This window comes from Alkalibacillus almallahensis (assembly GCF_011761495.1).
Classification (GTDB): domain Bacteria; phylum Bacillota; class Bacilli; order Bacillales; family Alkalibacillaceae; genus Alkalibacillus; species Alkalibacillus almallahensis.
Genome location: NZ_JAASRU010000005.1, coordinates 1 through 20,376, shown reverse-complemented (window position 1 = coordinate 20,376; position 20,376 = coordinate 1). Strand labels below are relative to the sequence as shown.

General features: G+C 38.7%; 17 protein-coding genes. 11 read left to right on the top strand and 6 right to left on the bottom strand.

The features are described 5' to 3' along the window. Positions 1 to 66 precede the first annotated feature (66 nt). From sat to FHR85_RS05630, 7 genes are all read left to right on the top strand, one after another. Positions 67 to 1,224, top strand: a complete 1,158-nt coding sequence (gene sat / locus FHR85_RS05660; protein ID WP_167261900.1) for a sulfate adenylyltransferase — start codon at positions 67 to 69, stop codon at positions 1,222 to 1,224. A 15-nt stretch (positions 1,225 to 1,239) separates the two neighbouring features. Next, positions 1,240 to 3,024, top strand: a complete 1,785-nt coding sequence (locus tag FHR85_RS05655; RefSeq protein WP_167261899.1) for an SLC13 family permease — start codon at positions 1,240 to 1,242, stop codon at positions 3,022 to 3,024. Between the two features lie 10 nt (positions 3,025 to 3,034). Beyond that, positions 3,035 to 3,640, top strand: a complete 606-nt coding sequence (cysC, locus tag FHR85_RS05650) for an adenylyl-sulfate kinase (protein ID WP_167261898.1) — start codon at positions 3,035 to 3,037, stop codon at positions 3,638 to 3,640. A gap of 3 nt (positions 3,641 to 3,643) precedes the next feature. Further along, entirely contained in the window at positions 3,644 to 4,432 is a 789-nt protein-coding gene (gene cysQ, locus FHR85_RS05645; protein WP_167261897.1) for a 3'(2'),5'-bisphosphate nucleotidase CysQ, read from the top strand. A 373-nt stretch (positions 4,433 to 4,805) separates the two neighbouring features. Beyond that, the gene (locus FHR85_RS05640) at positions 4,806 to 5,975 is read left to right on the top strand and encodes a nucleotide sugar dehydrogenase (protein ID WP_167261896.1); all 1,170 of its coding nucleotides are present in this window, start codon (positions 4,806 to 4,808) and stop codon (positions 5,973 to 5,975) included. A gap of 192 nt (positions 5,976 to 6,167) precedes the next feature. Then, positions 6,168 to 7,589 (top strand): sodium:solute symporter family transporter, encoded by a 1,422-nt coding sequence (locus FHR85_RS05635; protein WP_167261895.1) that lies wholly within the window; start codon positions 6,168 to 6,170, stop codon positions 7,587 to 7,589. A 24-nt stretch (positions 7,590 to 7,613) separates the two neighbouring features. Continuing rightward, complete coding sequence (locus FHR85_RS05630) at positions 7,614 to 9,257, top strand: amidohydrolase (RefSeq protein ID WP_167261894.1); 1,644 nt, start codon at positions 7,614 to 7,616, stop codon at positions 9,255 to 9,257. A 39-nt stretch (positions 9,258 to 9,296) separates the two neighbouring features. On the opposite strand, the gene FHR85_RS05625 is transcribed toward FHR85_RS05630, so the two are convergent. From FHR85_RS05625 to FHR85_RS05605, 5 genes are all read right to left on the bottom strand, one after another. After that, positions 9,297 to 10,025, bottom strand: a complete 729-nt coding sequence (locus tag FHR85_RS05625) for a GntR family transcriptional regulator (RefSeq protein WP_167261893.1) — start codon at positions 10,023 to 10,025, stop codon at positions 9,297 to 9,299. 625 nt (positions 10,026 to 10,650) lie between these two features. Then, entirely contained in the window at positions 10,651 to 12,669 is a 2,019-nt protein-coding gene (locus FHR85_RS05620) for a TRAP transporter permease (RefSeq protein WP_167261892.1), read from the bottom strand. Further along, entirely contained in the window at positions 12,666 to 13,130 is a 465-nt protein-coding gene (locus FHR85_RS05615) for a DUF1850 domain-containing protein (protein ID WP_167261891.1), read from the bottom strand. Before FHR85_RS05615 ends, FHR85_RS05620 begins: the two co-directional genes overlap by 4 nt. Further along, on the bottom strand, positions 13,120 to 14,103 hold the full coding sequence (locus tag FHR85_RS05610) for a TAXI family TRAP transporter solute-binding subunit (protein WP_167261890.1): 984 nt from the start codon (positions 14,101 to 14,103) through the stop codon (positions 13,120 to 13,122). The genes FHR85_RS05615 and FHR85_RS05610 overlap by 11 nt, the downstream gene beginning before the upstream one ends. A gap of 180 nt (positions 14,104 to 14,283) precedes the next feature. Then, on the bottom strand, positions 14,284 to 15,213 hold the full coding sequence (locus FHR85_RS05605; protein WP_167261889.1) for a midas domain-containing protein: 930 nt from the start codon (positions 15,211 to 15,213) through the stop codon (positions 14,284 to 14,286). A gap of 287 nt (positions 15,214 to 15,500) precedes the next feature. On the opposite strand from FHR85_RS05605, the gene FHR85_RS05600 reads away from it, so the two are divergent. The 4 genes from FHR85_RS05600 to FHR85_RS05585 all read left to right on the top strand — a co-directional run bounded on the left by FHR85_RS05600 (position 15,501) and on the right by FHR85_RS05585 (position 18,429). Continuing rightward, positions 15,501 to 15,929 (top strand): zinc ribbon domain-containing protein, encoded by a 429-nt coding sequence (locus FHR85_RS05600; RefSeq protein WP_167261888.1) that lies wholly within the window; start codon positions 15,501 to 15,503, stop codon positions 15,927 to 15,929. 15 nt (positions 15,930 to 15,944) lie between these two features. Beyond that, complete coding sequence (locus FHR85_RS05595) at positions 15,945 to 16,559, top strand: RDD family protein (protein ID WP_167261887.1); 615 nt, start codon at positions 15,945 to 15,947, stop codon at positions 16,557 to 16,559. A 263-nt stretch (positions 16,560 to 16,822) separates the two neighbouring features. Then, positions 16,823 to 17,485 (top strand): ribose-5-phosphate isomerase RpiA, encoded by a 663-nt coding sequence (gene rpiA / locus FHR85_RS05590; RefSeq protein WP_167261886.1) that lies wholly within the window; start codon positions 16,823 to 16,825, stop codon positions 17,483 to 17,485. Positions 17,486 to 17,580: 95 nt separating this feature from the next. Next, the gene (locus FHR85_RS05585) at positions 17,581 to 18,429 is read left to right on the top strand and encodes a YitT family protein (protein WP_167261885.1); all 849 of its coding nucleotides are present in this window, start codon (positions 17,581 to 17,583) and stop codon (positions 18,427 to 18,429) included. A 356-nt stretch (positions 18,430 to 18,785) separates the two neighbouring features. Here the strand turns inward: FHR85_RS05585 and FHR85_RS05580 are convergent, their stop codons facing one another. Further along, on the bottom strand, positions 18,786 to 19,955 hold the full coding sequence (locus FHR85_RS05580; RefSeq protein ID WP_167261884.1) for an IS256 family transposase: 1,170 nt from the start codon (positions 19,953 to 19,955) through the stop codon (positions 18,786 to 18,788). Positions 19,956 to 20,376: the final 421 nt, after the last annotated feature.

Here is a 20,376-nt window from a genome sequence, read left to right as displayed (position 1 = left end):
TATTCTATGTTATAATCAATATTGGTAATAACAACAATATTATTCAACAATAATCTGGAGGTTACTATGACACAATTAATCGCAGCTCATGGTGGCGAATTAGTGAATCGTGAATTAGCTGCTAATAAGCGTGAACAAGCTTTAAAAGAAGCAGCTAACTTAAAGGTATTAGAAGTTAATGATTGGGAAGTATCGGATATCGAATTAATAGGTATTGGTGGTTTTAGCCCATTAACTGGATTTATGGGCAAAGAAGATTACGAAAATGTTGTCCGTGATACTCGTTTAGCTAATGGCACTGTTTGGAGTATTCCGATTACATTGTCGGTTACGAAAGAAGAAGCTGACAAGTATCTAGTTGGCGAAAACATCGCACTTAAAGGTGCTGACGGTGTGATCTATGCAACGCTAAAAGTTGAGGAAAAGTTCGAGGCTGATAAAGAGAAAGAAGCTAAAAATGTATATGGGACAACTGATGAAGAGCATCCAGGCGTAAAGAAACTATTCGAACGTGGTGATGTTTACATAGGTGGTCCGATCACTTTATTAAATCGCCCTGATCACGGTGATTTTGAAGGACATTATATGAAGCCGGCTGAAACACGTCAAATGTTCAAGGAATTAGGTTGGAAGACGGTTGTTGGATTCCAAACACGTAATCCTGTACACCGTGCGCATGAGCATATTCAAAAAACGGCTTTAGAAGCTGTTGATGGCCTACTATTAAATCCATTAGTCGGTGAAACGAAGTCTGATGATATTCCTGCGGATGTACGCATGGAAAGTTACCAAGTGATTCTTGATAATTATTATGTTGCAGATCGTGTTCGCTTAGTTATTTATCCAGCAGCGATGCGTTATGCAGGCCCTCGAGAAGCTGTACTTCACGCAATTGTGCGTAAAAATTATGGTTGTACGCACTTCATTGTTGGACGTGACCACGCTGGTGTCGGCGATTACTATGGTACTTATGACGCACAACGTTTCATTGAACAATTCGAAGACGAATTGGGCATGACGATTTTTAAATTTGAACATGCTTTCTATTGTATGGTTTGTGAGAACATGGCGTCAGCTAAGACATGCCCTCACGATAAAGAAAACCATGCTCATTTAAGTGGTACGAAAGTTCGTGAGTTGCTTCGTAATGGCGAACGTCCACCGAAAGAATTCTCAAGACCTGAAGTAGCTGATGTATTGATTAAAGGCATGAAGCAAGTGTAAAGGGGAACGTTCCCAATGACTATTGAAATGGTCTTTGTTTTATTGATTATTATAGCCATGTTTGTCGGGTTACTTTTTGAAGTAGCTCGGCCAGACATGGTTGTTTTTACAGCATTAGGTATTTTGTTGTTAACCGGAATCTTAACACCTGACGAAGCGCTTAGAGGCTTCTCGAATGAAGGAATGTTAACGATTGCCTTATTGTTTATTGTGGCTGGTGCTGTTCAGAAAAGTGGCATTACCGATCGGTTGGTTAGTAAGTGGCTTCAAAATACACGGTCGATGACAGGTGTGACGGGGAAATTTTTCGCTCCGCTATCACTGTTTTCAGCTTTCCTTAATAATACACCGATTGTGGTGACGTTCACGCCTGTATTACGTAAGTGGTGTCAGGATAAAGGGATTGCTCCTTCTAAGCTGTTAATACCATTGTCTTATGTGACGATTCTTGGTGGAACGATTACCTTGATGGGGACATCGACGAACTTAGTAGTTCACGGCATGTTAAAGGACTACGGATTTGCAGGGTTTTCATTTTTACAGTTAGCGATTGTCGGTGTACCTGTGACATTGATTGGATTAGTATATGTGACTTTGATCGCTCCTAAGATTTTGCCTTCGTATAAGAGTTTTCAAGATAAAATGCGGGAAAATACTCGGGAATACATAGCTGAATTAACGGTAGGTAATGATTTTCCTTATACGAATCAGTCAGTTGCTGAAGCTGGCTTGCGTGATTTAGAAGGATTGTTTTTAATCGAGATCCTGCGTGATAACGAGATTATATCCCCCGTTAGTTCACATACGGTAATTCGTGCTAATGACCGATTAATCTTCACAGGCTTAATCTCAACGATTGCTGATTTAGAGAAAATGAAAGGGCTGTATCTGGAGACAGGGACAGATCTGAAATTAGAGGATCTTAAAAATGGTGATGGTCAGACGCAGTTGTTAGAAGCTGTCGTCTCACATGATTCATCATTACTTCATAAAACAATTAAACAATCGCAATTTCGTTCACGGTATGATGCTGGTGTGATTGCTGTTCACCGTAATAATGAACGTATTCAGAGTAAAATCGGTGATATTGTTTTAAAGCCTGGGGATACATTGCTGTTACTCACAGGTGATCATTTTATCGATAATCATCAGCATTCCGATGATTTTTACGTCATTTCGAGTTTAGGTACTCCGAAGAAATTAAATGAAGATCCTGTTAAAGGCTGGTTCTCGATCATCGTGTTAATTGCGATGGTTATGTTAGTTGCGGTAGGCTTATTGAGTATGTTTAAGGCTATGTTGTTGGCTGTTTTACTACTATTTATCGGTAGAGTTGTAACACCAGAAGAAGCCAAAAGGTATATACAATTCCATGTGCTTCTGTTAATTGCCAGTGCGATTGGTGTCGGAACCGCCATGACCAAGACTGGTCTAGCGGATTACATAGCACAACAAACGTTGAATCTAGTCGAACCTTTAGGTTTAGTGGCGATAGTTGTGTTAGTCTATCTATTAACGAATCTATTTACTGAACTCATTACCAATGCAGCAGCAGCTGTGCTAATGCTTCCCATTGCTATTGAGATGGCTGGGCAGCTGAATATTGACCCTATTGGGTTAGCTGTGACTGTAGCAATTGCAGCATCTGCTAGTTTTATAACACCAATTGGTTATCAAACGAATTTAATCGTTTATGGTCCGGGTGGTTATAAATTTCATGACTATATTAAAGTGGGACTACCACTCTCAATCATTGTGATGATTGTGACAACAACGATTATTTCACAAGTGTGGATTTAGGAGGATTATAATGACAAAATCAGAAAATATCGTTTGGCATGATTCAAAAGTAGTCAAAGAAGAACGCCAAAAACAAAAAGGACAAAAAAGTGCTGTCGTATGGTTTACTGGATTGTCTGGTGCAGGGAAATCAACTATATCAGTTGAAGTTGAAAATGAACTGTATCGACAAGGTTTACATACATTTCGGTTAGACGGTGATAATGTTCGTCATGGACTTAATAATAATTTAGGATTTAGTGCGGAAGACCGCACAGAAAACATCCGTCGAGTTGGGGAAGTTGCTAAGTTAATGGCTGATGCTGGACTATTAACGTTAACAGCTTTCATTTCACCTTATCGTAGAGACCGTGATAAAGTACGCGGAATCATGGATGCCGACGAATTTATTGAAGTTTATGTCGCTTGCGATTTAGAAGTATGTGAATCACGCGATCCTAAAGGTCTATATCAAAAAGCGCGAGCAGGTGAAATCAAAGGATTTACTGGTATCGATGATCCATATGAAGAACCTAAGAATCCTGAATTAGTCGTTCATTCTGATCAAAATTCATTAGAAGAATGCGTTCAGCAAGTCGTTGATTACTTAAAACAAAACGGACACTTTGAGGCGTAAAAGATGATTAAAGAGTTAGCAAATATTGCACTTGATGCTGGTGAAGAGATTATGGAGATTTATAAGAAAGACTTTGATGTTGCTTATAAGGAAGACGAATCACCTTTAACAATTGCGGATGAGCAAGCTCATGCAGTGATTGAAAAAGAGCTTAAAGAAAGCTTTCCTTCGATTCCGATTTTAAGTGAAGAAGGCGATGACATTTCATATGAAGAACGCAAGAATTGGAAACAATTCTTTTTAGTCGATCCACTTGATGGGACGAAGGAATTCATTAAGAAAAACGGTGAATTTACCGTTAATATAGCGCTTGTTGATGGTGGTTATCCTTCTGTTGGCGTTATTTATGCTCCTGCGTTAGATATTCTTTATGTTGGAGTTGTTGGTGAAGGTGCTTTTAAACTGAATGATGCTTCTCAAGCCAAGCTTAAAACAGACGAGGATGTTAAAGAGCTAAGTCATAAGCTACCTTTAGAGCAATCAAAAGACGCTGTGGACGTTGTAGCGAGCCGTTCTCATATGTCAGAAGAAACGGAAGCGTTTATTGAAGAACTGAAAGCAGAACATGGTGAGGTTGAGACTGTTTCTTCAGGTAGTTCACTGAAGTTCTGTTTAGTTGCTGAAGGCGAAGCCGATTATTATCCACGATATGCACCAACAATGGAATGGGATACAGGTGCAGGACAAGCCATTGTTGAATCCGTTGGTAAGAAGGTTGTGAGATATGATGATGGAGAGCGTTTTTATTATAATCGAGAAGATCTAACTAATGGTTGGTTTTTGGTGAAATAGAAGTCTTGCCCCTCGTTTTATCAATCTAGATTGAATATTTCGAATGGATTTTCAATGAATAGCATTAGTCACGTTATGTTATATCGTAAACATTAAATTAAAGTTGTTGATTTGTATCTTATGAGAATACTTAGTTATAAGTAACTTATTAAGCTTTTAATCGCAGACTCTGCATATTTCATTGATTAGAATAATTATGTGTTTCTTTTTATGTTTACAATGAATTTTTGTATAATATAAAAAGCTTCATATTTAATGAGACGCTAGAAAGAGGCTGGATTCAATTTAACTTTAACTATTCATAAATAGTCCATTTCTATATTGGTACTAATGTAATCAAAATAGTTAAATTTACTATTAAAAGGGTGAAACTATGCATAACATCACAATAGCAGGTACAGGCTATGTCGGGCTATCGAACGCCGTTCTATTAGCTCAACATAACAATGTCACAGCACTTGATATCGTTCAAGAGAAGGTTGATTTAATTAACAATCAACAATCACCAATCGCAGATCATGAGATCGAAGAGTTTTTATCAACTAAAGACTTGCGCTTAAATGCAACGACTGATCAACAAACAGCTATTCAGGATGCTGATTTTGTTGTGATCTCAACACCAACAAACTATGACCCTGAACAGAATTACTTTGACACGTCTTCAGTTGAAACGGTTGTTGAAACTGTTCTGTCCATAAATGAGCAAGCGTTGATGATTATTAAATCGACTATACCAGTTGGCTATACTGAAGAATTACGACAGAAATACAATACCAATAACATTATTTTTTCACCAGAGTTTTTACGGGAAGGAAAGGCACTTTATGATAATCTTTATCCATCTCGAATTATTGTAGGTGAACAGTCTGAACGAGCAGAAACATTTGCGAGTCTGCTTGTTGAAGGGGCTATCAAAGAAGATATCCCAACATTATTTACGAACTCAACTGAAGCTGAGGCGATTAAGTTGTTTGCCAATACATATCTCGCGATGCGGGTGTCATTCTTTAATGAACTTGATAACTACGCTGAGATTAATGATTTAGATACGCGACAAATTATTGAAGGAGTAGGGCTAGACCCACGTATTGGTGATCATTATAATAATCCATCATTCGGTTATGGTGGTTATTGTCTGCCAAAAGATACGAAACAATTACGTGCAAGTTTCGAAGGTGTTCCGAATAACCTCATTAAAGCCATCGTTGAATCAAATCGTACCCGTAAGGATCATATTGCAGAACGGATTTTATCAAGAGGCCCGAAAGTAGTGGGAATTTATCGTCTCACCATGAAGACGGATTCTGATAACTTTCGCCAATCAGCCATTCATGGAGTGATTAAACGATTGATGTCTAATGAAGTTGAACTTGTCGTTTATGAACCTTCTCTTGGGATGGATAAATTCGAAGGGCTAAAAGTGATGAATGATTTTGAGACGTTTAAAGATTATGCGGATGTGATTGTGGCGAATCGTTTATCTAATCAATTAAATGATGTTTATGATAAGGTTTACACTAGAGATATATTTGCGAGAGATTAATTTTGAATCGGGCTAACAATTGGGTAGTCCGATTCTTTTTTATTAAATAACACTTTAAGACGTCCGAACCAGTTGGTCTACTGGTTCGGACATTCCTACTTCATTGAACCACGAAAAATGCATTCTTTATAATAATGACTATGTAAATATTCTAATAATTTTAGCAATCATAGTCGAAAGGTGTTGTTATTTGTGTCGTGGTATTTAATATGGTTAATTGTTTTCTTAACCGGAATTATGGGGTTAGGATTTTATTATTCTCGTAGAATTAAAAGTAGTGATGATTATACAATGGCGAACTTCAGCCTGGGTTTTTTCCCAATCAGTGGTAGCATTATTGCGACTTCTATGGGGTCTGCCGCCGTCATAGGTGCAGCTGGAGAAGGATTCCAGGTCGGTACGGCTTGGTTTTTAACTACCTTACCTGTCGCTGGGTTCTCAATTTTACTCGTATTCTTACTTGGTAAAACGATTCGAAAGTTGAAGTTGTATACGATACCTGATCTATTCGTAAGACGTTTCGGTAAAGCAGCAGGGTTAATCCCTGCGTTGGTCATCAGTATTCTTTATATGACACCAACATTTGGTATGCAGATTGTTGGAATGGGTTCCATTTTCACGACGATTGTCGATATTCCACTATTCTGGGCCATGATTATTGGCTTTTTAGTCTGTGTGTCCTTCACTCTAATGGGAGGTCTACCGAGTGTTGCCTGGACTGATGCGGTACAGTCTGTTTTAATCATTGTTGGGTTGATTTTAATGTTTATCGTTGGTCTAAATTATGTTGGTGGATTTGATACGGTTGTACAAAATACGCCAAGCGAATTACTTAACTTCACAGGATTAAGTGGTACAGAATTGCTTAACTATCTCATTATCTTCGGGCCATTCTATCTAGTATGGCAAACGTCGTGGCAACGTATTTCAGCTGCTAAATCGGAGAAGACAGCTGTTAGTGCTGTGACAGTTGGGTTTATTATGACATCAGTTGTTGGTTTCTTTGCAGTTGGAATTGGTGTGATTGCTCGTCAATCTATTCCGTTAGATACGCATCCTGATTCCGTTTATACAGATTTTCTTGCGACTGTCTTTCACCCTGCTATTGGTGGTTTCTTTATGGTGTCGTTATTTGCTGCTGTCTTAACAGGGGCAACGTCATTCTTGTTAAGTGGTGCAATGAATATCTCGAAAGACATTTATGAAAAATGGATGAATCCTGATGCTAGTGGTGAGAAAATCTTAAAAGTATCTCGTCTTTCCGTAGCTGTTATGGCTGTGGGTGGTTTATTAATTGCTCTATTAATCTCTGACATTATCGCGATTTACACGTATGCTTTATCACTTTCAGCGGTTTCAATGGTGTTCCCTGTTTTAGCAGCGATGTATTGGCGTGGTGCAACGAAGACAGGCATGATTGCAAGTGTGGTTGGTTCCTTAATTTTTGCACTAATTTGGAATTTAGCAGGAAAACCGTTTGGCTTACATGAGATTGTCCCAGGACTAGTAGTGTCTTTAATTATTTTAGTGGTTGTGAGTTTAATGACTGACCACTCAGAAGATGAGGATCCAACAGCTTATTATTTTGCTTATAAGAATGAAAAAACTGAATAAAATGATGTTTAAGAAGGTGATTAAATGGTGAAAGCAGATACAATTTATAAGAATGGTAGAATCTACTCGTTTGATTCTTCTAATCATATGTATGGCTCGCTCACAGTAGCTGATGGTGTGATAACAGGCGTTTGGGAAAGTTCTGAACCTCCACAAGATGAAGTGGAGTCTAATAGCGATGCAGCTGTTGTCGATTTAGATCAAGTAACGATGATTCCAGGGTTTATCGATACACATAACCATATCTTCATGTATGCAAAAACAAAGGAACAAATAGATTGTAATGTACCTCCAAATGAAACAGTTAGTGATGTGTTAAATGCGATCAGTGAACAAACTAAACAAGTGGAATCAGGTTCATGGATTGAAGGGTTTGGGTATGATGACACGATGATTGCTGATAAGCGTCATCTGAATCGTAAAGAATTAGATGATGTTGCGCCTCATCATCCACTTTATATCAGACATATCTCAGGACATCTGGCTTATGTGAACTCGAAAGCGATTGAAATGGTAGGTTTAGATGACCAAGTGGAAGATTTTCCAGGGGGTCACTTTGGAAGAGACGAAGAAGGATTATTGAATGGTGTGTTATATGAACCAGGTGCTATGCAGCCATTTTTAGACGCATTACCTGAAAGAAGCACTGATGAATCAGTCAATATTTTAAAACAAGCTTCTGATGAATACTTAACTAAAGGGATTACAACCAACTCAGATGCGGCCATATTCAATATGGAAGAACTAGAGGTTCATTTAAAAGCAGCCAGAGATAGAGTGAATCCTATTAAAACACGGGTCATGATTATGCATTATTTAATGCAAGAAGGTACTCCTTTTGGCAACTATACACCAGAAGAATTAAATCAGTATTTATTGGACAAGTCTGATGGTTTAGTTTCATTAGATAGTGTTAAAATGTTTCAGGATGGATCCATCCAGGGCATGACAGGTGCACTTAGAGAACCTTATTATAACGATTCTTCAGTAATAGGTGATTTCATTCATGATGAAGATGATTTTAAGGAAGAAGTATTAGAATATCATAAACGTGGATTCAGAATCACCACACATGGTAATGGAGATCGGGCTATTCGTTCGATACTCGATGCTTATGAATACGCTCTTAACCAATATCCAAGAGAAGATCATCGTCATCGAATTGAGCATGTACAAACGGCAAAACCTGAGGACCTTGATCGAATGAAACGTCTAGGCGTAGCAGCTTCATTCTTTATTAATCATGTGTATTATTGGGGTGACCGTCATCGCGATATTTTCTTAGGTCCAGATCGTGCAAAACGGATTAATCCATTAAAAGAGGCAAGTGATAAAGGTTTACTTTATACATTGCACTCTGACTGTCCAATCACACCAATATCACCATTGTTTTCAGTCTGGGCAGCGGTTAATCGCTTAACGCGGAATGGTTATGTGTTAGGAGAAGGTCAAATCATTGATTTGGAAACAGCATTACGGACGATGATCACTGAAGGAGCGAAGTTAAACTTTGAAGAAGATTTAACGGGAAGTATCGAGGTAGGTAAACAGGCTGACTTAGTCACACTATCTCATAATCCTTATGATGTAGAATTAAGTGAAATAAAAGATATTGAAGTAACTCGAACGATTATTGATGGAGAAGAAGTGTATAATCGTTTGAGCTAAAGTTGAAGGCCATCTTCCCGGGAGGAGATGGCCTTTCTATTATTCAATATTAAAACCGCGAGTCAGGCTAATATTAAAGGAATACATGTCTGAACGATAGACAGCGTCCTCATACTCGACAAATTGTCCATTAATATCAATAATTTTACGATTAGTATGAAGCATACATAGCTTGTTTGACACATTCATAAGCTTTGCATCTTCATCGCTAATAATATTAGCAGTAATATTCTGATCAGCATTGAAAGATTTAACACCGAGCTTTTCCTCAATTAAGTGATAAAAGGACTCTTTATTTAAATCATATTGGATGAGTTTCTTACCTAGTTCAATCGGATAATAATGAGATTCAATTCCTAATGGCAGATGATTGGCATAACGTAATCTTTTGAAATAGTAGGCTTTCTTTAAACCAGTGATCGATTGTAATTCATCATCTAACTCTACTAATCTTGATTCTATTAATTTGGCACCTGGAATCATATCCATTTCTTCAATTGTTTCAGTTGTACTTTTTAAATTTCCAAGCCAATCATGAATAGGCTTAATCTTAACGAAGGTTCCCATTCCTCTTTTTCTTTCCAAGACACCAGCCTGCACTAATTGCGAAACACTCTGTCTAACAGTACTTCTACTGACATGGAATTCATCCATTAATTCACGTTCACTTGGAATTTTCTCATTATATTGACCACTGTATATCTTATCCTCAATCTCTTTTGCTAGTTGATAATGCAGTGGAATTGAATTGACATAATTTAAGGGCATCTAATCACCTATCATTTTGCAGTGTTTAACATATTGGATTGTTATAAGAAATTTTAACATTTTGTGTCGAGAAATAATAGGAACTTCTGTAACCATCCAATAGAATTAAACAATTTCTATAAATAAGATTATACAGCCTAACTAACTGACCAGAGTTCATTAACGACAACAGATTATTAGGTCACGCACTACTTATACTAATAGATTGATAAAAGGAGAGAATGTATTTGTTGGAATTGATTCTCTAATAGGATTGCTTGAGTAATTGCAACATAACATTCAGGTAATGTCGGATTATATTATATGATTTTAGCTAAGTCGCCGATAAATTACCCACGCTCGCCGATATATATCAGCGGGCGCTGATATATGCGCTGAGGCGCCGTTAAATTTCAGATGGCGTCGATAAAATTTCTGAGTCGTCGATATGCTTGAAATATCGGCGACTTTTTTGAATACTGACAAATAAATTTAAATATTTTTCAATATGAGAGAAGAAACTTCAGGAAAAAAATTTTATATTCATTTCCTCATAACAGAAGCCCCTATTCGGCCTGTTATACCGAATAAGGGCTTCATTTATATGAGGAGTAAAGTTTTGGAATCAATCATCATTGACCAGTCACTAAGTTGTCTGCACTTGTTGTTTCTTAAAGCTGACATAATTGATGGCCATGATTATGACAACTAAGGAAAGACCAATAACGTCTGTCATGATGCCTGGTACAACGGATAAAATTGCGCCACCTAGTAATAGAATACGTAATATCGGATTAATCTTAGTTTTATAGAATCCTTCAAGTCCAGCGCTGAGAGCAATGATCCCGATGATGGCTGTACCTGTTACGAGTAGGATATCGAACACTGGTGGTAGTCCGAATTCGGTAGCGTTTGTCGCAACACCTGTCGTATCAATCATTAAGAGCGTTGGCTCATAGACAAATAGGTACGGGATGATGAACCCAGCCAGTGATAATTTCAAGGCTTGGAACCCTGTGACCATTGGATTTCCACCCGAAACGCCGGCTCCTGCAAATGCTGCTAAGGCAACAGGTGGTGTGACGTTTGCGAAAATACCGAAATAGAATACAAACATGTGCGCGATTAGAACAGGGACACCAAACTCTGATAGGGCTGGTGCAGCCATTGTCGCTGTAATAATGTACGCTGGAATTGATGGAAGCCCCATACCTAATAGCATGGATGCTAACATCGTAAAGAATAGTGTAAAGAATAATGATCCTGCCCCAAGGCTTTGGATCGATGATGTCATGATGGTTCCGAAACTTGTTAAGCTAACGACACCAATGATAATACCGACAACCGCACAGGCGATCATAACGGCTAATGATTGTCTAGCACCTAAGACAAGGGCTTCCATAATATCTGAAAAGTTCATGCGTGTTTTCTTACGTAAAGATGCGACAACTATTGTTGTCACGATTGTCCAAAAAGCAGCATGACCAACAGGGAAGTTTTGGAAAAGCATCACGATTAAGGCTACAATCGGGATTAATAGATGTCCGCGTTCCTTCATGACTTCTTTGACTCGAGGGAGGTCAGCTTTAGGAATCCCTCTTAGATCATTCTTACCAGCTCGGTAGTGAATCTGCATAATAACAGCCAAGTAATATAAAACGGCAGGAATTAAAGCAGCGAGCGCAATGGTTCCGTAGTTCACGCCAGTCGTCTCTGCCATAATAAAGGCACTAGCACCCATGATTGGAGGTAGGACCTGACCACCAACGGATGAACTAGCTTCAACAGCGGCTGAGAAATTTTTATTGTAGCCGATTTTCTTCATCAATGGGATCGTAAATGATCCTGTACTGACGACATTGGCAACGGCAGCTCCATTAATGCTTCCCATAAAACCACTGGATATGGTGGCGACTTTCGCGGGACCACCTTGTCTGTGACCTGCTAAAGCCATCGCAATATCGTTAAAGAATTGTCCTAATCCAGATTTCGTCAAGAAAGCACCGAATAAGATAAATAGAAAGATGAAGTTAACCGAAGCACCGATCGCAGTGGAATAAAGTCCTTCTGTTTTCAAGAACATTTGACCAAAGATATCACCAAGATCAAATTCTCTTGTCGTTAAGCGCATTGGCATGAAATCCATATGGCTTAAGAATGGATAAGCTAGGAAAACGAGTGCCACGATTGGTAAGATAAGACCTGTAACTCGTCGTGCTGCCTCTAATACAAGAAGTACAGCAAGTATACCGACAATGGTATCCATCGTATTCGGAATACCGCCACGCTCTGTAACGATTGCTGTATATTCCGTTAGAATGTAGACCGATGTATAGAAACTAAGTCCAACAAGGATCCAATCATAGAAAGGAACACGTTCACGGTTTTGTTTGGCAAACGTCGGATATAATAAGAATATTAAAGCTAAACCTATCGCAACGTGAATTGATCGTTGTTGCAATGCCGGCATTGGATTGAATTGAACCCATAAATGATAAATCGAATAAAAGGCAGCAATGATAAAGAAAGTCCAAAGTATAAATCTACTTTTATCGAAATCTCTTACCTTTGATTGACGATCATACTTTTCAAGAACTTCTTGTTGATCGTTTTCGGGCTGTTGGCTTTGCTTATCATTGGTGACTTTCTCATCTACTTGACTCATATAAATGTACCTCCCCACATATTCCAAAAGTAAAGATGACGTGTATTAATTGACACTTCATGGTTGTGATCGACAAGGTTGTATAAAGGGATTTCTTTATCACCTGTTATTAAGGTCGTTTCAGCATTTTCTGAAACAATAATATTTACTTCATCCATTGAACGGTTTATTTTCATATGTATAAAATCGTCATCCGATTCAATGATTTCTCCATCTGATGGAACACCTGCACCAAATGTTTTGAAGTAGGTTTCTGTAAGAACAAAATGATTATCTTGACGTTCATACACCTCATACCACGGTTCGTTTTCAACTGAATGAATCCATGTTAAAGTGAATGATTTATCGTTGAGATAATAGGTGTCGTCATCTGTTTCAATCACGGTCACATTCTGATGATAAAAGGTTAAAAAGAGGAGCGCTAGTATTAAAGCGCTCCCTAGTAACACCTTATTGTTCATTGTAGAAGCGTTCTGCTCCAGGGTGAATAGGTGCGACCATACCTTCTTGAGCACCTTCAACACTAATGTCAGATGCTGCTTGGTGTGAGTTGACTAGTTGATCTAAGTTGTTGAAAAGTTGATTTGAAAACTTGTATACATCATCTTCACTTAAATCTGAACGTGCAACAAGTGCGTTCATAATTGCAGCCGTTTCAATCGGTTCGTCGTTACCGTATGTATCGGCTGGAATTTCCATCGGTACAAAGTAATCTTTGTCCTCAGCGATTTGTTCAACACGATCTTGTTCAATTGTAACGATCTTTAAATCAACTGATTCAGCTAATTCTAGGACAGAAGAGTTAGGTAGACCACTTGTTAGGAATGCCGCATCAATTTGTCCAGAACGTAGTCCATCAGCAGCTTCTGCATAACCTAAGTAATCCTCTTCGATATCATCATACGTAATGTCGTGGCCTTCAAGTAGTGTTTTCGCATTAACTTCAACACCTGAGTTTTGGTCACCGACTGCGACACGTTTACCTTCTAAATCACCTAATGTTTCAATGCCAGTGTCAGCTGTTGTAACAACCTGAACATAGTTAGGATATAGCGTTGCGATTTGTTGAACATTGTCAATCGCTTCACCTTCGAAGTTTTCTACACCTTCAACTGCTTGGCTTAATACGTCACTCATAACAAAAGCCATTTCTACTTTTTCTTCTTTTAATAGATTCATGTTTTCAACTGAAGCACCAGTTGTCTGTGTACGTGAATTGACACCAAGTTCTTCTGTGTAAACTTCACTTAATGTTGTTGCGATAATGTTGTACGGACCTGATGAACCACCTGTTGCAATTGTTGCAATATCAGTGTCTAAACCTTCACCATTTCCTTCTCCGCCTTCTGATTCGCTATCTCCGCCACCACATGCTACTAACATAAAGGACATCGTTACGAATAATATGAAAGCGCTTAACATTTTCTTGTTCATTTAGAGACCCCCTTAAATAATTTCTAACAAATGACATTCTATCACGGTAAATCACTAAAATCTATGTTTTTTTAACAATTTTTTTAAATTGAACATGACAGAAATTAAACTGATAAAAAAGTCTTAAACGTTTCTATTTAAACTGTTTTAATAATAAATGACCTGCTAAGAAGTAGCAGGTCATTTATTATATCTATGTTGACGAACGACAAGGAATAATGCTGATATAGTAAGGATAATGGCTAAGCTAAAGACTAGCATCATGGTGTGGGTTGATCCAGGGCTTGAGGCTTGTCGCTGTGCAAAAACACCACTTACAGCCGTTTTGTTTTGAGAGTAGGCATGCATCTTTGTCATTTGATTCGATATAGGGCGTGAATGGTCTTCGATGTTTTGATCTTGCAGAGCTAGATCATCAAGGTCTTTGTTATAGTGTTCTTCTCGGTTGGAATTGTCAGTTTCATCAGGTAGTTCCTCATCTGTGATGTCATCTGATTCTTCTAGTTCCTCGGTTTGTTCGTATGTATTCTCTTCGGTGCTTTCATAAGTTTCGTTTGTATCGTTTGAGTTATTTGTTGAATTTGAATAATCGCTAGTTGAATCATTGTTGTCGTTATTCCATTCATTATGCTGGTCATTCGAATCTTGGGTGTCATTGGAGTCATTTTGATTGGATGTATTTGTATCGGTCTCGGTCGAATTGTCATCAGTGGATGTCTCTGTATCCGAAGAATCGTCTTCTTCAGCTGTAGAATCTTCATTTGAGGATTCATTAGTTGAGTCATTAGATTCATCTGAATCAGATGAGTCTTGCTCTGAAGTGTTTCCTTGTTCATCTGATGAGCTATTTTCTTCATCATCGCTGGACTCTTGGTCATTTTCATCGCTTTCAGTTTGGTCAGGAGATTCTTCTTCACCATTATTGTTGTTAGGTGATTCTTCATCTTGAGTTGTACCATCTTCTGTTGAGGTGTCGTCTTTAGTAGAATTGTCTTCTTTTTCTGTATCGGTTTCATTAGTTGATTCGTCATCTTGTTCTTCAGCTTGGACAGGGTTAGCGATTATTAGAGTAATTATCACGAATATGGTTAATAAAACTCTATATGCCATTCAACACCCTCCTTTTCAAAACTATTCCAAATCAATATGATTAATATCATTATAAGCTATTTGACATAGAATTTTAACACAAATATAGGATTTTAGTTGTTATAAGTCGAATTGGAACGGTAGTTTTTTGAGATTGCTAATTAAAAGAGTAGTAGATTGTTAATATCGGAAAGGGTCTTAAGATAGTGGGTGGGGAGATGAATTCTACAATATTCAACAAATTCTTTTTGAAGCACCTTCCAACAAAATAATTTTTGGTATAAACTAGTAAAAAAGGAGGTGTTAAAATGTATTGTCCAAATTGCGCTTCATCAATTTCGGATAAGGCGGAATTATGTCCGAATTGTGGTGTGCGCCCATTTCGTGAAGTGAACTATTGCTATAATTGTAGTGAATCGATTAATGCTAATCAGGAAATGTGTGTGAATTGTGGAGTTCGAGTACATAAGAAAGTGTCAACATCTATTTCAACAGGTGACGATAGCAAGCCACCATGGTTAATGGCGTTGGTGTCTTTCTTTGTCGCTGGCCTAGGTCAAATGGTGATTGGTCAGATTAAGAAAGGTTTTGCTGTTTTAGCTATTAGCATGGTATTAGGTTTTATGACGTTTGGATTATCAGCTATTATCACGACACCTTTTGCTATTATAGATGCGTATTTAGTGTCGAAGAAAGTAGCTGATGGTAAGAGTATTGAAGAATGGGAATTTTTCTAATAAGGGGATAAGCTTATGTATTGTCGAGAATGTGGGCATCACGTATCGGATAAGACAGAGATTTGCCCGAATTGTGGTGTGCGTCCATTAAATAGTCATCATTATTGTCAGAGTTGTGGTTCAGAGACTTCCGAAAAACAGGAAATGTGCGTTCAGTGCGGTGTGCGTTTACAACAAGCCCAATCAGGAATTCATTACTATGCAGGTTTTTGGTTAAGAGCAGTTGCGTATATATTAGATGGTGTCATTTTAGCGGTTCCGTTGTTTTTTATCGGAACTTTTTTAGCTTTTATTGTTATGGCAAGCGAACCTAATGCAATGCAAACTGAAGAAGCATTTGCATCTTTTCAAGGATTCACCTTTTTGATCGGCCTTGTGTTTAATGCATTATATACGGGTATTTTCCACTCATCGAAATGGCAAGCAACACCTGGTAAGAAAATGATTGGAATTAGAGTAACCGACATGAATGGAGACCGAATTTCATTTGCACGCGGATTTGGTCGTGGATTAGCCTTGAATTTATCAGCTTTTATTCTGTATATCGGCTTTATCATGGCTGGTTTAACTGCGAAAAAACAAGCGTTGCATGATATGATCGCGAGAACTCTCGTGATTAGGTCAAGATAATGATGAACGTCTGCTCTGTTATTAATGGGGCAGGCGTTTTTTGTTCCTAAACCTAAGTCGCCGTTAAAATGTTCAAGGTCGTCGATATATATCAGCGGGCACCGTTATATTTGTTGAGGCGCTGAAATATTTTGGATGGCGCCGATAAATCTCGTGAGGCGCTGATATGCTGATAATATCGGTACTATCCCTAATGGAAGAATATAGTATGTTTTTTCTTTATAAAGTTGATAAAATAGAATTATCTGAAGGAGGCGGTAATGATGAACCCAAAAACACAAGCTGCACTAAAAGCAGTTGAGTATATTGAAGATGGAATGGTTTTAGGGCTTGGTACTGGATCAACGATGAATGTCGTGCTTGAAGCATTAGGTGAGCGAGTTCGAGATGGTTTAGATATAAAAGGTGTGCCAACTTCGGTTAAAACGGAGAAACTGGCACGGGAGTATGGTGTTGAGTTGACGGATTTCTCAGAGGTATCCAACTTAGATTTAGCGATCGATGGGGCAGATGAAGTGGATCCTAATTTTCAACTGTTGAAAGGTGGCGGCGGTTCTTTATTGAGGGAGAAAATTGTGGATGTCGCTGCTGATCGGTTTATTGTAGTGGCAGATGAGTCGAAGCAAGTGGAGCAGTTAGGAGCTTTTCCTTTGCCAGTGGAAGTCGTGCCGTTTGGCTGGGAACAGACGCAGGGAAAGATTGAAGCGTTTGGCTGTGAAGCGGTGTTACGAGAGACAGGTGGTGAGCCTTTTGTGACGGATAATGGGCTTTATATATTGGATTGTCATTTTGAGAGAATTGAGGATTCTGAGTGGTTGCATAATCAGTTGAAATCATTAGTCGGTGTTGTTGAGACGGGATTATTTTTGAATATGACGGATCTAGTGATCGTTGGACGTGAGGATAGAGCTGATGTATTGGATTAGTCGTCATAACCTGATCCACATTGCAAATCTCTTCGCATCATGTTGCAATTAAAAGAGGTTTGTTTTAATGATCAGCGTGCGAAAGGGGCGGTGCTTTGAAAAGAATTAGTTTAGATATTGGGATTTTGTTGACTGGCTCGATTATTTTCGCGTTAGGCATTAACTATTTCGCGATTCCGAACACATTGTCAGAAGGTGGTGTCATCGGGATCACCGTTGTTCTTTACTATTTATTCGACTGGTCGCCTGGTTTGATGAACTTCATTCTGAATATGAGTTTGGTCGCGATTGGTTATAAATTTTTCTCGTTAAAAACGACGATTTATACATTGCTCACGATTGTGTTTATGTCAGTCGCACTTGAAGTGACGTATCCGTTTGGCCGTGTGTTAGGCGATACGTTATTAGCGGCGCTATTTTCTGGCTTGCTAGTTGGCGTTGGTTTGGGGATCATTTTCCGAGCAGGCGGAACTTCAGGCGGTGCGACGACTTTGGCTCGCTTGCTCAATCAGCTGCTCGGTTGGAGCGTGGGCAAGGCGATGCTCGTTATTGATATTACTGTTGTCGCAGCATCATCCTTCGTCATCGGCATGGAAAAAGCGATGTACACGTTAATCGCGGTATATGTCGGAGCAAAGATTATCGATAAAATTGTGGAAGGCGCAGATGAACGGACTGCAGTCATGATTATCTCGAAAAATTCGGATGAGTTGCTTGATGATTTAATGGGCCGACTAGGACGCGGAGTGACGATTTTGAACGGAAAAGGCGGCTTCGTTCGAGATGACCGCGATATTCTATATGTCGTGATTAACAAGCGCGAAATCGTTCAGTTGCGTCGGATTATCGAAAAAATCGATGAAGACGCGTATGTGACGACTAGTAATGTGCAGGAGATATTTAAGCGTGGTTATAAAGAAGGAAATCGGGAGAGCTTGTTGTAGAATTTGGTTGAGTGATTGAGAACGGGTCGCCGATAAAATTGCTGTGGGTCGCCGATATAACTGATATTACGGCGCTTGCCGTTATATATCAGCGCGCGCCGAAAAAATTAAAATGGCGCCGTTATATTCCAGATGGCGCCGATAAAAAGGTAGTGTCAATAAGTCTGTGTAAGGAGCACCCACACGTTGATCATTCCTCATAGTTGGTTTTATATGGAGTGGTGGGCATGATAGCCTTGATTGGTGTAGCCAAGTTTTTTAAAATCTGGCGGTTTGGCTTCAAACTCATGCCCACAGAGGCTCCATGTCAAACCAACGAATAAGGAGCCGAGCTAGGTTAAGGTCAACCTCTTTTATTAAGCTTCGTAACGTTTTTTGAACATCTTAGATAACTTTTCTCTTGCCGACGCAAACTCTGTAATAACACGTTTGGCCCATCGTTCGTTGAAATTTTGAGTCACTAGATAAATGATCTTTTCGACTGCTTGTTCACTAGGTAAACTATTCATGGATCGTGTTCGTTTTTTGATTTCTTTCATGGTGCGTTCTATCGTATTGGTTGTATAGATTTGGGGCTGTATTTCTTTAGGGTATTTCATAAATGTCAGTAGCTCATTTAAATCGTCTTCCCAAGATTCAATGACTTTAGGGTAAATGGATTGCCAAGAACCTTTGAAATCATCAAAATAAGCTAGCGCTTCTTTTGTCGTATCAGCACGATAAACTTTTTTCAAGTCCTCAACGAGTGTTTCACGATCTGTCTTACGAACATTGTGTAGCGTATTGCGCACCTTATGTGTCACACAACGTTGAACATCCGCCTTAGGAAACATTTCTTTAAAACTGGCGTCTAAGCCTGTTAAACCGTCAAAAACCCCTAATAATACTTCTTCAACACCACGATCACGTAAATCCGCTAAGACTTCTTTCCAACCCAAAGAACTTTCTTGTCCTCCTACTTGAAAGCTAATGATTTCTTTATATCCTTCTTCTGTTATACCAACAACGACATAAATCACTTCACTCGCGACATCATGTCGTCGCAATTTAAGGTACGTTCCATCCAGATATAATACAGAATACCGTTTACTCAATGGGCGCTTCTGCCACTTTTGAATATCTTCTACGACAACATCTGTGATATTGCTTATCGTTGATGCGGAATACGAATCGCCAAGCATTCGCTCAATAAACTGAGCGATTTCACGTGTGCTAACCCCTTTACTGTACATTTCAATGATCGTCTCACCTAACCATCTTTCTCGTCGTTGATAAGGGTCAAATAAAGCGGTTTGAAAACAACCTTCGCGATCACGGGGAACTGACAAATCATCTATGCGACCATAACGCGTATCTAATAATCGTTCATAAAATCCATTTTTACTATTTTTTAATTCAGGGTGTTCAACGTCAAAGAAGTTTTTCATCTCTTCTTTCATAATCTCTTCTAAGTGATCTTTCACAAAATTTAATACAAGCTCTTCTAGGGGTTTAAAATAATTATTTTCTGACATACTATTAGACATAGGTAAGGCACATCCTTTTTTTGGTTTTGGTTACTAAAAGGTTGTACCTTACCTTCTTTTTTTATACCGGAAGGGATCCTTTACACAGACTATTGTACGTCATCGATAAAAATGCTGAGTCGTCGATATATTTTGTAGGTCGCTGATATGCGATATTTAACGGCGACCAAGCCAGGTAAAGCGCTGATATAATGAAAATATCGGCGAACGAAATCAATTAAAGCGCACAATCATAATGGAAATGGCTCTATTAATTTTGATGTTACACCTACGAAATGAGCTAAGTCGTCAAATACTATCATGAAAAAAGCTGGCTTAAGCCAGCTTCAGGCTGTCGAGAAAGTCTCGGCAGCCTGATTTTTTTGCATAAACTTTAACAATTCACCGCGTTAATTTGATATAATAGAAGTATAATAACAAA

Coding starts and splice junctions, on each gene's coding strand:
- FHR85_RS05605 (WP_167261889.1), bottom strand. CDS start 15,213: ATGGCATATAGAGTTTTATTAACCATATTCGTGATAATTACTCTAATA.
- FHR85_RS05580 (WP_167261884.1), bottom strand. CDS start 19,955: ATGTCTAATAGTATGTCAGAAAATAATTATTTTAAACCCCTAGAAGAG.
- FHR85_RS05625 (WP_167261893.1), bottom strand. CDS start 10,025: ATGCCCTTAAATTATGTCAATTCAATTCCACTGCATTATCAACTAGCA.
- cysC (WP_167261898.1), top strand. CDS start 3,035: ATGACAAAATCAGAAAATATCGTTTGGCATGATTCAAAAGTAGTCAAA.
- cysQ (WP_167261897.1), top strand. CDS start 3,644: ATGATTAAAGAGTTAGCAAATATTGCACTTGATGCTGGTGAAGAGATT.
- FHR85_RS05600 (WP_167261888.1), top strand. CDS start 15,501: ATGTATTGTCCAAATTGCGCTTCATCAATTTCGGATAAGGCGGAATTA.
- FHR85_RS05630 (WP_167261894.1), top strand. CDS start 7,614: ATGGTGAAAGCAGATACAATTTATAAGAATGGTAGAATCTACTCGTTT.
- FHR85_RS05655 (WP_167261899.1), top strand. CDS start 1,240: ATGACTATTGAAATGGTCTTTGTTTTATTGATTATTATAGCCATGTTT.
- FHR85_RS05620 (WP_167261892.1), bottom strand. CDS start 12,669: ATGAGTCAAGTAGATGAGAAAGTCACCAATGATAAGCAAAGCCAACAG.
- FHR85_RS05640 (WP_167261896.1), top strand. CDS start 4,806: ATGCATAACATCACAATAGCAGGTACAGGCTATGTCGGGCTATCGAAC.
- rpiA (WP_167261886.1), top strand. CDS start 16,823: ATGAACCCAAAAACACAAGCTGCACTAAAAGCAGTTGAGTATATTGAA.
- FHR85_RS05595 (WP_167261887.1), top strand. CDS start 15,945: ATGTATTGTCGAGAATGTGGGCATCACGTATCGGATAAGACAGAGATT.
- FHR85_RS05610 (WP_167261890.1), bottom strand. CDS start 14,103: ATGAACAAGAAAATGTTAAGCGCTTTCATATTATTCGTAACGATGTCC.
- FHR85_RS05615 (WP_167261891.1), bottom strand. CDS start 13,130: ATGAACAATAAGGTGTTACTAGGGAGCGCTTTAATACTAGCGCTCCTC.
- sat (WP_167261900.1), top strand. CDS start 67: ATGACACAATTAATCGCAGCTCATGGTGGCGAATTAGTGAATCGTGAA.